This window comes from Pseudomonas sp. 910_21 (genome assembly GCF_052850735.1).
The window spans coordinates 39,496-52,663 of record NZ_VXCY01000013.1 but is presented as its reverse complement, the minus strand read 5'-3'; the positions used below and the strand labels follow the sequence as shown (position 1 = coordinate 52,663).

The window sequence follows — 13,168 nt, the reverse complement described above, 5'->3', positions numbered from 1 at the left end:
GCCCGGACTCGATCAGGGCAGGGCGGCTTCCAGCACCTCGATCCAGTGGCGGACCGGGGTGCGGCCGGCACTGTCGAGGTGCGTCTGGCAGCCGATGTTGGCAGTGACGATCAACTCCGGCTGGTCGCTTTCCAGGGCCCGCAGCTTATCGTCCCGCAGTTGTCGGGCCAGGGTTGGCTGGGTCAGGGAGTAGGTGCCTGCCGAGCCACAGCACAGATGGCTATCAGGCACCGTGGTCAGGTTGAACCCCACTCGCTGCAACAGCGCCTCCACGGCGCCGCCGAGTTTTTGCCCGTGCTGCAGGGTGCAGGGGCAATGGAAGGCCAGGCGCTGTTGGCTGTGGGCCCCCAGTTGTTCCACGGGCTCGTCGCGCAGCACCTCCACCAGGTCCCGGGCCAGGGCGCTGACCCGCCGGGCCCGGGGCCCATAGACCGGGTCATGGGCCAGCAGGTGCTGGTAGTCCTTGATAAAGGCGCCGCAGCCGCTGGCGGTCTGGATGATGGCTTCGGCCCCCTGTTCCAGGTACGGCCACCAGGCGTCGATATTGCGCCGCGCGCGCTGCAGCCCGGCTTCCTGAGCGTTGAGGTGATAGTCCACGGCGCCGCAGCAGCCGGCCGCGCTCACCGCTTGCACGCTGATCCCCAGGCGGTCCAGGACTCGCGCCGCCGCGGCGTTGGTGTTGGGTGACAGCCCCGGCTGCACGCAGCCTTCGAGCAGCAGCACTCGGCGTGGGTGGCTCATGGCCGGCCGCGCCTTGGCTGGGGGCACCTGACGCGGCAGTTTGTCCTGCAGCGCCTGGGGCAGTAGGGGATGCAGGCGGGCGCCACTGTTGATCAGGGCCTTGAACAATTGCGCATTGGCGCTCAGGGCCCGCAGTCCGCGACGCAGCCATTGCTGGCCCAGGGGCCGGGGCACGGCGGCGTCCACCACGGCGCGGCCGATGTCCAGCAGGTGGTGATAATCGACCCCGGACGGGCAGGTGGTCTCGCAGTTGCGGCACGACAGGCAGCGGTCCAGGTGTTGCTGGGTCTGCGCGGTGGCGGGGGCGCCCTCCAGCACCTGCTTGATCAGGTAGATGCGGCCCCGCGGGCCATCCAGTTCGTCGCCCAGCAACTGGTAGGTGGGGCAGGTGGCATTGCAGAAACCGCAGTGCACGCAGCTGCGCAGGATGCGCTCGGCTTCTGCCGCCCGGGGCAGTTGCCGGGCCTCTGGGCTGAGGGTGGTCTGCATGGGCTAGAGCTCCGCGTAGAGTCGGCCGGGGTTGAAGATCCCTTGGGGGTCCAGTTGCGCCTTGAGGCGCTGGTGATAGTGCAAGAGGGTGGGCGCCAGGGGCTGGAAGGGGCTGTCCAGCAGGCCGTGGCTGTAGCAGGTGGCGTGACCGCCGACAGCGCTGGCGGCGGCGCGAATGGATGCGGCAGGTGCCTCGGACCTGAGCCAGCGCTGGGCCCCGCCCCAGTCCAGCAGTTGGGCGCCGGGCAGTTCCAGTTGCGCAGTGTTATGGGGCAGCGACAGGCGCCACAGCGGCGGGCCGGGATCGAAGAAATCCAGCTGCTGTTCGTTGAGCTGGCTCCAGTACTGCGAGTCCAGAGGCTCGCCGCCAAGCCGATCATGGGCCGCCGCCACCGAGCCTTCACCGCCCTCCAGGCGCAGGTGCAGGCGGGTGCCGTCATGACAGGCGGCGCTGATGGGCAACGGCTGCTGGCCCCATTCGGCGAGTCTGGCCAAGGCTTGGCGGGGCGACATTTCCAGGCTCAGGCTCAGGCATTGCCGGGGCTTGGGCAGGACCTTCAGCGACACTTCGGTGACCAGCCCCAGGCAGCCGAAACTGCCGGCCATCAGGCGCGACAGGTCGTAGCCGGCAACGTTCTTCATCACCTCGCCACCAAAGCGCAGGTGCTGACCCGTACCGCTGATGATCCGGGTGCCCAGGACGTAGTCGCGCACGGCCCCGGCCCAGGGCCGGCGCGGGCCGGACAGGCCGCTGGCGAGCATGCCCCCCAAGGTGGCGCCGGCGCCGAAGGCCGGGGGCTCGCAGGGCAGCATCTGCCCGGCGGCGTCCAGGGTGGCCTGCAGTTGCACCAGCGGCGTGCCGGACCGGGCACTGATCACCAGCTCCGTGGGGTCGTAGCTGACGATGCCGCAATGGCTGCGAGTATCGAGGATTTCCCCGGCGCACTCGCGGCCGAGAAAGGCTTTGCTGTTGGCGCCCTGGATACGCAGCGGAGTGCTGTCCTGCAGGGCATTGCGGACCTGTTCCAGCAGCGCGGCGCTGGCATCGCCGTCGGGTGGCGTAGTCATCAGAAGCGCTCCAGTTCGGGGAAGGGCAGTTGCCCATCATGGATGTGCATGGCGCCAAATTCGGCGCAACGCTGCAGAGTCGGGATGTTCTTGCCGGGGTTGAGCAGGCCGCCGGGATCGAAGGCCGCCTTGACCCCATGGAACAGGGCCAGCTCGTGGGCGTTGAACTGGGCGCACATCTGGTTGATCTTCTCCCGGCCCACGCCGTGTTCGCCGGTGATGCTGCCGCCCACGGCCACGCACAGTTCGAGGATCTTGCCCCCCAGGGCCTCGGCCCGTTGCAGCTCCCCCGGCTGATTGGCATCGAACAGGATCAGCGGGTGCATGTTGCCGTCTCCGGCATGGAACACGTTGGCCACCCGCAGTTGATGCTCGGCGGCGAGACGGGCAATGCCCCGCAGCACCCCCGGCAGCTGGCGCCGGGGAATGGTGCCGTCCATGCAGTAGTAGTCCGGGGCCAAGCGGCCTACCGCCGGAAAGGCATTCTTGCGCCCGGCCCAGAAGCGTATCCGCTCAGCTTCGTCCCGGGCCTGGCGCACCTCGGTGGCGCCGGCCTGCTGCAGGACCTGGCGCACTCGCTCGCAGTCGTCATGCACATCGGCTTCCACCCCGTCCAGCTCGCACAGCAGGATGGCTTCGGCGTCTACCGGGTAACCGGCGTGGATAAAGTCCTCGGCGGCGCGCAGGGCCAGGTTGTCCATCATTTCCAGGCCGCCGGGAATGATCCCTGCGGCGATGATCTGGGCCACCGCATGGCCGGCGGCCTCCACCGAGTCGAAGGCCGCCAGCAGCACCTTGGCCACCTGGGGTTTGGGCAGCAGCTTGACTGTGACTTCAGTGATCACCCCCAGTAGGCCCTCGGAGCCGGTGAACAGTGCCAGCAGGTCGAACCCCGGGGAGTCCAGGGCCTGGCTGCCCAGCGTCATGGCTTGGCCCTCGACGGTGAGCATCTGCACCTGCAGCAGGTTGTGCACGGTCAGGCCGTATTTCAGGCAATGCACGCCCCCGGCGTTTTCCGCGACGTTACCGCCGATGGAGCAGGCGATCTGCGATGAAGGATCGGGGGCGTAGTACAGACCGAAGGGCGCCGCCGCCTGGGAAATCGCCAGGTTGCGCACCCCCGGCTGGACTCGGGCGCAGCGGGCGGCAGGGTCGATGTGCAGGATGTCCTTGAAGCGCGCCATCACCAGTAACAGGCCTTTTTCCAGGGGCAGGGCGCCTCCGGACAGCCCCGTACCGGCACCTCGGGCGACCACCGGCACTCGGTGCTCGTGGCAGATCTGCAGCAAGCGCCGGACCTCGTGCAGCTGCCGCGGCAGGGCCACCAGCATCGGTGTGGTGCGGTAGGCACTCAGACCGTCGCATTCGTAAGGCTTGAGCTGCTGTTCCTGATCCAGCAGTTCCAGGTCCGGCAATTGGCTGCGCAAGGCCCGGATCAGGGCTTGCTTGTCGACGTCGGGCAGGGCGCCGTCGAGGGTTTCGTCATAGAGAATCGTCATGGGCGGCGAATGACCTTGGGTTGTTCTTGTCAGGTCGAGACAGCATTACGACTGCCTGCATCATTGGCTTGCCGGGCCTGGGTGTCCATCGGTCCGTGCGTGCGCTGGCCGAACCACTTTAGTCGCTGCTGGCGTGGCGGTGGGGCCGGGTTGGCCTAGTCTTTGGAGTACTCGTGCCGTGCAGTGGCCGCCGCTGTCTCAGGTGGTCCGGTGATCGAGTCCCCTGAAAGACTGATAAAAAGGAACCCTGCCATGTCCAATGAAACCTGCGCCTGTCCGGCCTGCACCTGCAAGCTGGGGGCTCATGCGATTGTCCGTCACGGCAAGCACTACTGCTGTCAGGCTTGCGCCGATCATCACGCCCACGGTGAGCCTTGTGCGTCCACCGAAGGGTGCAAATGCGCCAAGGGCGCCCACGGCTGAGGAGCGGATGCGGGTGGGGCTGCGGCTCCACCCGTTGCCGGCAGGCCTAGACCGATGGCCGCCAGGTGACATTCTCGATACCGAACTTTTCCGCCATGGGCTTGCTGGTCTTCTTCACCCGTTCCCGGCCGAAACGGCCGATGCGGCCCACTCCCGCATCACAACTTGCCCAGTGCCAGGCCTCGGCGTTGTCCATCTTCTCCTGGCGAATGATGAAGGACTTGGGAGCGCCGTGAAGGGTGTATTCGATGACGAAGAGTTTTGCGTTGTTCATAAAGCCTCTATTCCTCCCTGTGATCCTTGAGTGATCCCGCGCACGCGCAAAAATTCACTTTGATTGCCCGACTCTGGCACCAACGGTCATGGCGTCCTGCAGCGGCGCTCCAGAGGCCGTGCAAGCGGCGCCAAGCCCCTTGGCAAACAGTGGCCTTCAGAGTGTTTTCGGGTGTCTGGCGGGCCGCAGGGCAGCTAGTTACCATGGGCCCCCGCCGACCCTTTGCGAGCTAGCCATGGCCCTGGCCACCCCACCCGATCTGAGCGACACCGCGATCCCGGTGCAGCCCCTGGCGCGCACCTATCCCCGGGGCCTGTTCATCGAGCCCCACGAGCACGCCTGGGGCCAGTTGCTGTATGCCATGAGCGGCGTGATGTGGGTCGAGACGCCTTCCGAAGCCCTGGTGGTGCCGCCGCAGCGGGCGGTGTGGCTGCCGCCCGGCGTGGTCCACGGCATTCGCGTGGTCAGCGACTTGCAGATGCGCAATATCTACCTGCGTCCGTCCCTGGCGGCGACCCTGGACGCCAGGGTCCAGGTGCTGCAGGTGGACAGCCTGCTGCGGGAGTTGATCGTGCGCCTGGTGGAGCTGGAGCCGCCGCAGCCGGACTACTACGAAGCCCTGGTGAGTCTGGCGTTGCTGGAGCTGCAACGGGCCCGCCGCTCGCAGTTGAAGATCGCCTTGCCGGACGCCTCCGACCGCCGTCTTGGCCGCCTGTGCCAGGCGGTGATGGCCGCGCCGTCCCTGGCCATTTCCTTTGAGCAGCATGCCGATGCGGTGGGTGCCAGCGTGCGCACCCTGGCGCGGCTGTTCAAGGAACAATTGGGCCTGGGCTTTGCCGAATGGCGGCGTCAGGTGCAACTGGCCACCGCGGCCGCCGAGCTGATCCAGGGCGTGCCGGTAAGCCGTATTGCCCGGGAGCTGGGTTACTCACCCAGCAGCTTCAGCGACATGTTCCGTCGTGAGCTGGGTGTCGCGCCGTCCCAGTACGCCGGTGGCGAAGCGACTGCCTGATCGCCCGCCGTGATCGGCTCAAGGGCGCTGGAACCAGGCCCTGTGGCCGGACCTTGCAGCTGTTTCGCGGGCCTGCGAGCCACGACAGGGGCGCCGCTGAATGACGGTGGTTTTGGCCGAAATCCTGAAGCACTTGACCGATGCCCCAGGCGCCCGCTGCCTAGACTTTGCCCCAGACGCCACCACCCTTCGGCGTGATCGCCACGGCTTCTGGAGCGCAGCATGAACTACCTGATTTCCCTGGCGGCCGGCCTGCTGGTCGGACTGCTCTACGGCGCCTTGCAGGTGCGCTCCCCGGCCCCTCCGGCCATCGCCCTGGTGGGCCTGCTGGGCATGCTCGGCGGCGAACAGCTGTGGCCCCTGGGGCGGCAGTTGTTCAGCAACTGGTTGTCCTGAACAGGCCTTTTCTTGCTGATCCCCATTCTTTGGAACCGACGATGAAAGCACTGCAATTTTCCAAGACAGGCGACCTCGCTGCCCTGCGCGTGGTGGAGGTCCCGACCCCGGTCCCCGGCGCCGATCAGGTGCGGGTGCGGATCAAGGCCGCAGGCCTCAACCCCAGTGACGTGAAGAACGTCCTCGGGCGCTTTCCCTACACCACGCTGCCACGGATTCCCGGCCGGGATTTCGCCGGAGTCGTGGAGCAGGGGCCGGCCGAGCTGCTGGGCCTTGAAGTCTGGGGCACCGGCCGGGAATTGGGCTTTTTCGCCGACGGCAGCCATGCCCAATACGTGGTCCTGTCGGCCAGGGGCGTGGCCCTAAAGCCCAGGGTCTTGAGCTTTGCCCAGGCCGCCAGCCTCGGCGTGCCTTACACCACTGCCTGGGATGCCCTGGAGCGCAGTGGCGTGGTGGCGGGTACGCGTTTGCTGGTGATTGGCGGCGGTGCAGTGGCCACTGCGGCGCTGGCCCTGGCCAAGGTGCGCGGCGCTCGGGTGCTGGCGGCGGCGCGACGTCCGGAGCAGGTCCGGATGCTGCAGGTCCAGGGTTATCCGAGCCTGCAACTGGCACAGCCCGAGGCCCTGGCGGCCCAGGTTGCGGAACATTACGCCGATGGCGCTGACGTGATCTTCGACACCACTGGCTTCTGGCTGCCGGCGGCGGTGCCGGCCTTGGCCACCTTCGGCCGCATCGCCATCATTGCCGCGCCGGTGGACGGGCATGTGCAACTGCCGGCCCTGGGCTTGTACCGCAAGGGCGGCTCGGTGGTGGGGATCAACTCGCTGCTGTACGGCGTCGAGGCGTGCGCGGCGATGCTGGAGCAGTTCGGCCGCTATTTCGATGAGGGTTTGCTGCCCTTGCCGGAAGGCTTGTACGAATCGCCGCTGGAGCAGGGGCTGGAGCGCTATGCCGAAGTGAACCAGGGGCGCGGCGAAAAAGTCATCCTCATCCCCTGAAATCCCACGATGCACCTGCGCCCCGGTAGGAGCTGGCTTGCCAGCGAAGAGGCCCCTGAGACCGCCTTCGCCGGCAGCCGGCTCCTACGGGTTATGGGTTGGGGGATCAGGCTTCGGGGACGCCTTTTTCCCATGTCGACCAGTGGGTGAGGATGTCCTGCACCAGGGGGTTGCCGGCCCGGTACAGGTTCTCCAGGGCCGGGACAAAGCCGCCCTGGTCGGCGTACTTGAGCAGGTTGTCGACTTCGCTGGCCCCCGGTGCCGGGCGGTCGAAGTCGGAACCGGCGCGCAGCACCGCCAGCCGCTGGATGTCCACCAGGCCCTCACGGCTGGCCCGCAGCAAGGCTTCGTAGGTGGAGTTGTCTTCCTGTTGGGTGGTGCAATAGGTGCCTTTATTGTCAGTCAGCAGTCGGGTCCAGACTTCGGCCCGTTCGCTCAGGCGAGTGCCGGAGAACCAAGTGTTGCCCGCCAGGGTGTCGCAGCGGGTCACCACGGGTGGCTGGTTGGCTGGGGCCTTGGGGTATTTCAGGCGCCAGGCCGCCGACTCCTGGCTCTCGCTCAAGCTCACCTTGTGGCTCAGGGCGAAGGCCTTGGCCTGGAGCTTGGGGTTCAGCTCGAAGACTTCGGTCTTGTAGTCCAGGGGCGGTTTTTCGTTCGGGCTCTTGGTGTTGATCCCCAGGTAACCGGTGGGCCAGTCCTTGGGCGCATCCCGGGAATCGAGTTCCCACTGGGTGCCGAACTCCACCAGGTAATGAGCCCAGGCCGCGGTGCCGATGGTGCCCTGGTGCGGGCTGATGCCGGCGATTCCGGCAATCAGGAAATAGCTTTTGCGCAGGTCGAATTTGGGCGACAGGGCCAGCGCCAGGGTCGACGCCGCGGCATTGGTCTGGCCCATGCCGGTGGTCAACAGGCACACGTCCCGGTCATTGCAGCGAATGCTCGGATACTCCGCCGCCAGCCCCGGCACGCGAATCTCGCGCTTGAGCTCCAGGCGCTCGATCCAGTGCTGCGCTTCCGGCGCGAACATGCTGATCAGCACCACCTTGGGCTTGATCGGTGCCTCACCGGCCCAGGTGCTGCTGGCGAGCGCAACACTCAAGCCCAGTCCCCACGAAACCTTTTGAATCCCACGCATACAACCTCCATGACTGCCGTTAGCCGGCGCTAATCCTGCCTGATCCAGATGGCAATTCATCGACTGCCCCTGACTTGCCGCTTGCAACTGCTTCTAGAACTGATAGCCGACCCCGGCGTAATAGCCCCAGCCATTGGAGCGGGCACGGAACTCGCCGTCGCCGAAATTCAGCACGCTACCGTCTTCCCAGTTGCCGCCGTTGTGGAAGTAGCGGCCCACCAGGGTGAAGCGCAGGTGAGTGAAGGCGTACAGCAACACGTTGGTAGCCACTGTGGCGTTGGCGGTGCGGGCCGGATTGTCCTGGTGCAGGTCGGAGCCGAAATCGAAATTGGTGAAGCCGATGTAGGTCAGCGAGGCGCCGTTGCTGAAGGTGTCGATGGGCACGATGTATTTCAGCTGGGCGCGGTAGCCGTCCCAGGAATATTCATTGCTGGCACCGTAGTTTTCCCACTGGTAGCGCCCGTAGAAGTTGGCCGAGAGGTTGACCCGCGAATGAGTGTCGATGTCGGTGCCCAGGCCGCTGTACAGGGTGTTGGCGCGGTTGGCGGTGCGGCTGCCGTGGTCGTAGATCCAGTCGAAGGCCACGTACCACTCCTTGAACGGGCCGATGGCCAGGCTGCGGCCGGCCAGGTAGTCGATGGAGATTCGCGGTTCGTGCTCCATGAACAGCGGCGAACCGTGATCCCAGATGCCCTTGTCGTGGCTGTTGCCGATGTCGAGGATCTTCGGCAGGTCGATGTAGCCGTACAGTTCGAAGGGGCCCTTGCGCCCGAAGTATTCGTATTCCAGGTAGATGTCGTCTGCCGGACGCGGGCCGAAGCTGATGTCCTTGCTGCCGATCAGCATCAGGTCCTGGTTGTACCAGTCCGAGAGGTAGGCCCCGGGCTTGGCCGGTTGTACGTCGTTGCTGAGGCTTTCGCCCTGGGCCGATTCGTCCGGCGGGGGCGATTGGGCCAGCGCGGCGCTGCTGAGTAGACCCGTAACGCCGGCCAGCCCAAGGGAAACAGCCCATCGGTGGCGGGAAACGAAGCGTGGAAAGCGGTTGTGCATGGAAAGTCCCTGTTCTTGCGGTGTGAAGTCCCTGATGTCCGCTCGCGCGCATGGCGGTGGCGAACACCCACAAAATTGCAACTCGCAAACGTTTGCACATGGCGTACCAACTTGAAATAGGCAGTTGAAAAACAATTGGAAACGCCTCGGAAGCTGGCTCTGGGGTCAAAAAATGCCCGGGCAGGGGGCGGTGCGCGCGAAAGCGGGGCACTGTTAAAGTCCGGGGCTGGATTTTCTGCGGAGCTCGACCATGGCGTTGCATCAACTCTTGCTGGAATTGGAAACCCGCCTGCAGCAGGCCGAGGTGCGTGGCGATCGCCAGGCGCTGGACGCCTTGCTGGCCGATGATTTCCTCGAATTCGGCGCCAGTGGCGGGCGTTGGGACAAGGCGCAGGTGCTGGAAAGCCTGCCGCAGCAAGTGTTTATCGAGCGCCGGATCAGTGAGTTTTCGCTGCAGCCGCTGGCGGTCGATCTGGTTCAGGTCACCTACCTGTGCCATAACGCCGCAGTGGGCGAGCGCCCGGCCAGCAGCGCCTGGCGCAGCTCGCTGTGGCGCTGCCGTGAGGGCCATTGGCAGATGCTGTTCCATCAGGGTACGCCCCGGCCCGGTGCCTGACCCCCTCTGCTAGAATCCGCCGTCCTGAACTTGACGAGGTGTCCCATGAGCGAACCGATTCGCCTGACCCAGTACAGCCACGGAGCCGGCTGCGGCTGCAAGATTTCGCCCCAGGTACTGGAGGTGATCCTGGCCGGCAGCGGGGCGCAGAACCTCGATCCCAAGCTGTGGGTCGGCAATGCCTCGCGCGATGACGCGGCGGTCTATGCCATCGACAGCGAGCGCGGTGTGGTCTCCACCACCGACTTCTTCATGCCCATCGTCGACGATCCTTTCGATTTCGGTCGCATTGCTGCCACCAACGCCATCAGCGATATCTACGCCATGGGCGGCGACCCGCTGATGGCCATTGCCATTCTCGGCTGGCCGGTGAATGTGCTGGCCCCGGAAATCGCCCGGGAAGTGATCCGTGGCGGGCGCGCCGTGTGCGACGCGGCGGGCATTCCCCTGGCGGGCGGCCACTCCATCGACGCCCCTGAGCCGATCTTCGGCCTGGCGGTGACCGGGCTGGTGGAAAAGCGCTTCATGAAGCGCAACGACACCGCCACGGCCGGTTGCCTGCTGTACCTGACCAAGCCCCTGGGGATCGGCGTGCTCACCACCGCCGAGAAAAAGGGCAAGCTGCGCAGCGCCGACATCGGCCTGGCCCGGGACTGGATGTGCACCTTGAACAAGCCCGGCAGCCGTTTCGGCAAGCTCGAAGGGGTGACCGCGATGACCGACGTCACCGGTTTCGGCCTGCTCGGGCACCTGGTGGAAATGGCCGACGGCAGTGGCCTCAGCGCACAGATTCACTACGACCGGGTGCCCCGCCTGCCAGGCGTCGAGTACTACCTGGACCAGGGCTGCGTGCCCGGCGGCACCTTGCGCAACTACAGCAGCTACGCCGAGAAAATCGGCCGGGTTCAGGAGTTGCACAAACGGGTGCTCTGCGACCCACAGACCAGCGGTGGCCTGCTGGTGGCGGTGACGCCTGAAGGCAATGCCGAGTTCCTCGCCCTGGCGGCAGAACTGGGTCTGCAGCTGGCGCCTATCGGCGAGCTGGTAGAGCGACGGAGTCACGCGGTCGAGGTGTTCTGATGCCTTTTGACTGCACCGATTACCGTGAGATTTTCCTCCGCGACCGGCCGATGATGGACACCCGGGCGCCGATCGAATTCACCAAGGGCGCCTTTCCCGGGGTGCTCAACCTGCCACTGATGACCGACCAGGAACGCCAGCGGGTCGGCACCTGCTACAAGCAGCAGGGCCAACAGGCGGCGATTGTCCTGGGCCATCAGCTGGTGTCCGGCGACATCAAGCAACAGCGCATCCAGGCCTGGGCCGAGTTTGCCCGTGCCCACCCCGACGGCCTGCTGTACTGCTTCCGTGGCGGCCTGCGCTCGCAGATCGTCCAGCAATGGCTCAAGGACGAAGCGGGCATCGACTACCCGCGGGTCGGCGGCGGCTACAAGGCCATGCGTACCTTTCTTCTGGACACCACCGAGCAGGCTCTGCAGCAGTGCGAATTCGTCCTGCTGGGGGGCATGACCGGCACCGGCAAGACCGAAGTGCTGGGCTTGCTGGACAACGCCCTGGACCTGGAAGGCCACGCCAACCACCGCGGCTCCAGCTTTGGCCGGCGCGCCACCGGGCAGCCAAGCAACATCGACTTCGAAAACCGCCTGGCGGTGGATCTGCTGAAAAAGCGCGAGCGCGGCGTGCAGGGTTTTGTCCTGGAAGACGAGAACCGCATGATCGGCAGCTGCGCCTTGCCGTTGCCGCTGTACCAGAGCATGCAGGGCTTGCCCATGGTCTGGCTGGAGGACCGCCTCGACAGCCGAGTGCAGCGCATCCTTGAGGATTACGTGGTCAACCTGTGCGCCGAGTTCATCGAGGTGCATGGCGAGGCGGGCTTTGCGCTGTTTGCCGAGCGTCTGCTGGAGAGCCTGAACAAGATCCACAAGCGCCTGGGGGGCGAGCGTCACCGTCGCCTGTTGCTGCTGATGGAAGCGGCCCTGGCCGAACAGGCCCGTAGCGGCGATGTGGAACTGCATCGGGGGTGGATCGAAGGCTTGCTGGGCGAGTACTACGACCCGATGTACGCCTACCAGCGCGAGAGCAAGGGCGCGCGGATCGAGTTCAGCGGCGACCACGGCGCCGTGCTCGATTACCTGCGCCAGCGCTCACCGCGCTGACCCGTTCGCCGGCAAGCCGGCTCCTACATGGGCAGCTCCCACCAACCGTAGGAGCTGGCTTGCCAGCGAAGGGGCCCGCGAGATCGCCTTCGCCGGTAAGCCGGCTCCTACATGGGCAGCTCCCCACCGACCGTAGGAGCTGGCTTGCCAGCGAAAGGGCCCTCCAGCCCTACAACAACGCCGCGCCAATCAACCCGCAGACAATCCCCACCAGCATGGTCAGCACGGCCACGGTCACCAGTACCCGGGCATCGAAGTCTTTGCGCAGCATCAGCAGTGACGGCAGGCTGATGCTTGGCAGGGTCATCAGCAGCGCCACCGCCGGCCCGGTGCCCAGGCCCAGGGTCATCATGGTCTGGACGATGGGAATCTCTGCCGCCGTAGGGATCACGAACAAGGTCCCGGCAATCGCCAGCGGTACCAGCCACCACAGGCTGTCGCCCATGGCGCCGTCGATATGCGGGAACAGCCAGACCCGCGCTGCGCCCAGCACCAGCACCGCCAGCACGTAGATCGGAATGGTGCTCCAGAACAGTTGCCACAAGGTTTTGCCCCAGCGGCTGAGGAACGGCTGATCGTTCACCGTGCTGGCTTCCACCACCGCATCCACTGCGGCCTCGGGTAGTTGCTCGGGGCCGGCGACCCGTTGCGCCACCAGGGACACGCCCAGCACCAGGACAATGCCCGCCACCAGGCGCAGGGCGGAAAAGCCCCAGCCCAGGACAAAGCCCATGAACACCAGGGTGGCCGGGTTGAGCACCGGGTTGGCGATCCAGAACGCCAGCGCCGCGCCCACCGAGACCTTCTGTCGGCGCAGGCCAGCAGCCACCGGGGCTGCGCAGCAGGAGCACATCATGCCCGGCAGGGCGAACAGCCCGCCGCGCAGGGTCGAGCCGAAGCCGGCGCGGCCGAACAGGCGCAGCAGCCAGTCCCGGGGAATCAGCACTTGCAGCAGCGAGCCGAGGATCACCGCCAGCACCGCGGCCTTCCAGATGGCCAGGAAGTACACCTGGGAATAGGCCAGGGCGGCGCTCCAGGGCGAACTTTGCTGATCGTTGAGGATCGACGCGCCGATGCTATGGCTGTCGGCGGCGACAAAGGCCTTGAGGTAGTAGGGCGACCATTTCACGTAATACAGGCCGATGGCGGCCACGAGTAGAAACAGCAGGGGTTTGCACCAGAACGCCCAGCCGCGGGTGGGCTGGGTGGGGGCGAGGTTGGACATTGAGGCAATTCCGCACAAAGACAATAGGCGCGAATTGTAGCCGCTGGCGCCGGTGCGCCGCGAAC

Annotated in this window: 14 protein-coding genes; 7 read left to right on the top strand and 7 right to left on the bottom strand. The window is 66.1% G+C overall.

The genetic code is table 11. The features are described from left to right. Positions 1 to 12 precede the first annotated feature (12 nt). From glcF to glcD, 3 genes are read right to left on the bottom strand one after another with little or no spacing between them, the layout of a single operon-like run. Positions 13 to 1,230: a glycolate oxidase subunit GlcF gene (gene glcF, locus FW796_RS30685; RefSeq protein ID WP_446440609.1), complete on the bottom strand. Its 1,218-nt coding sequence runs from the start codon at positions 1,228 to 1,230 to the stop codon at positions 13 to 15. A gap of 3 nt (positions 1,231 to 1,233) precedes the next feature. Then, positions 1,234 to 2,298, bottom strand: coding sequence for a glycolate oxidase subunit GlcE (gene glcE / locus FW796_RS30680; RefSeq protein WP_446440608.1), 1,065 nt, complete (start codon positions 2,296 to 2,298; stop codon positions 1,234 to 1,236). After that, complete coding sequence (gene glcD, locus FW796_RS30675) at positions 2,298 to 3,797, bottom strand: glycolate oxidase subunit GlcD (protein ID WP_346636420.1); 1,500 nt, start codon at positions 3,795 to 3,797, stop codon at positions 2,298 to 2,300. The genes glcE and glcD overlap by 1 nt, the downstream gene beginning before the upstream one ends. Before the next feature lie 252 nt (positions 3,798 to 4,049). On the opposite strand from glcD, the gene FW796_RS30670 reads away from it, so the two are divergent. Continuing rightward, positions 4,050 to 4,220, top strand: a complete 171-nt coding sequence (locus tag FW796_RS30670; protein WP_123723590.1) for a metallothionein — start codon at positions 4,050 to 4,052, stop codon at positions 4,218 to 4,220. A gap of 46 nt (positions 4,221 to 4,266) precedes the next feature. On the opposite strand, the gene FW796_RS30665 is transcribed toward FW796_RS30670, so the two are convergent. Beyond that, positions 4,267 to 4,494 (bottom strand): DUF6555 family protein, encoded by a 228-nt coding sequence (locus FW796_RS30665; protein WP_011060569.1) that lies wholly within the window; start codon positions 4,492 to 4,494, stop codon positions 4,267 to 4,269. Positions 4,495 to 4,729: 235 nt separating this feature from the next. On the opposite strand from FW796_RS30665, the gene FW796_RS30660 reads away from it, so the two are divergent. The 3 genes from FW796_RS30660 (at position 4,730) to FW796_RS30650 (ending at position 6,900) form a co-directional block, all read left to right on the top strand. Further along, positions 4,730 to 5,506, top strand: a complete 777-nt coding sequence (locus FW796_RS30660) for an AraC family transcriptional regulator (RefSeq protein ID WP_346636421.1) — start codon at positions 4,730 to 4,732, stop codon at positions 5,504 to 5,506. 222 nt (positions 5,507 to 5,728) lie between these two features. Continuing rightward, positions 5,729 to 5,902: a DUF1427 family protein gene (locus tag FW796_RS30655; RefSeq protein ID WP_346636422.1), complete on the top strand. Its 174-nt coding sequence runs from the start codon at positions 5,729 to 5,731 to the stop codon at positions 5,900 to 5,902. A gap of 41 nt (positions 5,903 to 5,943) precedes the next feature. Beyond that, on the top strand, positions 5,944 to 6,900 hold the full coding sequence (locus tag FW796_RS30650) for a quinone oxidoreductase family protein (protein WP_446440607.1): 957 nt from the start codon (positions 5,944 to 5,946) through the stop codon (positions 6,898 to 6,900). Positions 6,901 to 7,006: 106 nt separating this feature from the next. Here the strand turns inward: FW796_RS30650 and FW796_RS30645 are convergent, their stop codons facing one another. Both FW796_RS30645 and FW796_RS30640 read right to left on the bottom strand, forming a co-directional pair. Next, positions 7,007 to 8,035: a purine-nucleoside phosphorylase gene (locus FW796_RS30645; protein WP_446440606.1), complete on the bottom strand. Its 1,029-nt coding sequence runs from the start codon at positions 8,033 to 8,035 to the stop codon at positions 7,007 to 7,009. A gap of 93 nt (positions 8,036 to 8,128) precedes the next feature. Further along, positions 8,129 to 9,085: a nucleoside-specific channel-forming protein Tsx gene (locus FW796_RS30640; RefSeq protein ID WP_446440605.1), complete on the bottom strand. Its 957-nt coding sequence runs from the start codon at positions 9,083 to 9,085 to the stop codon at positions 8,129 to 8,131. Between the two features lie 250 nt (positions 9,086 to 9,335). Here FW796_RS30640 and FW796_RS30635 point away from each other — a divergent pair, with 250 nt between their 5' ends. Genes FW796_RS30635 through mnmH form a run of 3 tightly spaced genes read left to right on the top strand, consistent with a single transcriptional unit; the run spans position 9,336 to position 11,878 of the window. Further along, a complete protein-coding gene (locus FW796_RS30635; protein ID WP_404939230.1) occupies positions 9,336 to 9,701 on the top strand; it encodes a nuclear transport factor 2 family protein in 366 nt (121 codons plus the stop codon). 45 nt (positions 9,702 to 9,746) lie between these two features. Then, a complete protein-coding gene (gene selD, locus FW796_RS30630; protein ID WP_446440604.1) occupies positions 9,747 to 10,781 on the top strand; it encodes a selenide, water dikinase SelD in 1,035 nt (344 codons plus the stop codon). Beyond that, on the top strand, positions 10,781 to 11,878 hold the full coding sequence (gene mnmH, locus FW796_RS30625) for a tRNA 2-selenouridine(34) synthase MnmH (RefSeq protein ID WP_446440603.1): 1,098 nt from the start codon (positions 10,781 to 10,783) through the stop codon (positions 11,876 to 11,878). The genes selD and mnmH overlap by 1 nt, the downstream gene beginning before the upstream one ends. A 169-nt stretch (positions 11,879 to 12,047) precedes the next feature. Here the strand turns inward: mnmH and FW796_RS30620 are convergent, their stop codons facing one another. After that, on the bottom strand, positions 12,048 to 13,103 hold the full coding sequence (locus tag FW796_RS30620; protein ID WP_404939236.1) for a permease: 1,056 nt from the start codon (positions 13,101 to 13,103) through the stop codon (positions 12,048 to 12,050). Between the last annotated feature and the right edge of the window lie 65 nt (positions 13,104 to 13,168).

Excerpts from the sequence above, each read along its gene's own strand:
- glcD (WP_346636420.1), bottom strand. The coding sequence starts at position 3,797 with ATGACGATTCTCTATGACGAAACCCTCGACGGCGCCCTGCCCGACGTC.
- FW796_RS30635 (WP_404939230.1), top strand. The coding sequence starts at position 9,336 with ATGGCGTTGCATCAACTCTTGCTGGAATTGGAAACCCGCCTGCAGCAG.
- FW796_RS30670 (WP_123723590.1), top strand. The coding sequence starts at position 4,050 with ATGTCCAATGAAACCTGCGCCTGTCCGGCCTGCACCTGCAAGCTGGGG.
- FW796_RS30655 (WP_346636422.1), top strand. The coding sequence starts at position 5,729 with ATGAACTACCTGATTTCCCTGGCGGCCGGCCTGCTGGTCGGACTGCTC.
- FW796_RS30650 (WP_446440607.1), top strand. The coding sequence starts at position 5,944 with ATGAAAGCACTGCAATTTTCCAAGACAGGCGACCTCGCTGCCCTGCGC.
- FW796_RS30660 (WP_346636421.1), top strand. The coding sequence starts at position 4,730 with ATGGCCCTGGCCACCCCACCCGATCTGAGCGACACCGCGATCCCGGTG.
- FW796_RS30645 (WP_446440606.1), bottom strand. The coding sequence starts at position 8,035 with ATGCGTGGGATTCAAAAGGTTTCGTGGGGACTGGGCTTGAGTGTTGCG.
- FW796_RS30620 (WP_404939236.1), bottom strand. The coding sequence starts at position 13,103 with ATGTCCAACCTCGCCCCCACCCAGCCCACCCGCGGCTGGGCGTTCTGG.
- selD (WP_446440604.1), top strand. The coding sequence starts at position 9,747 with ATGAGCGAACCGATTCGCCTGACCCAGTACAGCCACGGAGCCGGCTGC.
- FW796_RS30640 (WP_446440605.1), bottom strand. The coding sequence starts at position 9,085 with ATGCACAACCGCTTTCCACGCTTCGTTTCCCGCCACCGATGGGCTGTT.
- glcF (WP_446440609.1), bottom strand. The coding sequence starts at position 1,230 with ATGCAGACCACCCTCAGCCCAGAGGCCCGGCAACTGCCCCGGGCGGCA.
- FW796_RS30665 (WP_011060569.1), bottom strand. The coding sequence starts at position 4,494 with ATGAACAACGCAAAACTCTTCGTCATCGAATACACCCTTCACGGCGCT.
- glcE (WP_446440608.1), bottom strand. The coding sequence starts at position 2,298 with ATGACTACGCCACCCGACGGCGATGCCAGCGCCGCGCTGCTGGAACAG.
- mnmH (WP_446440603.1), top strand. The coding sequence starts at position 10,781 with ATGCCTTTTGACTGCACCGATTACCGTGAGATTTTCCTCCGCGACCGG.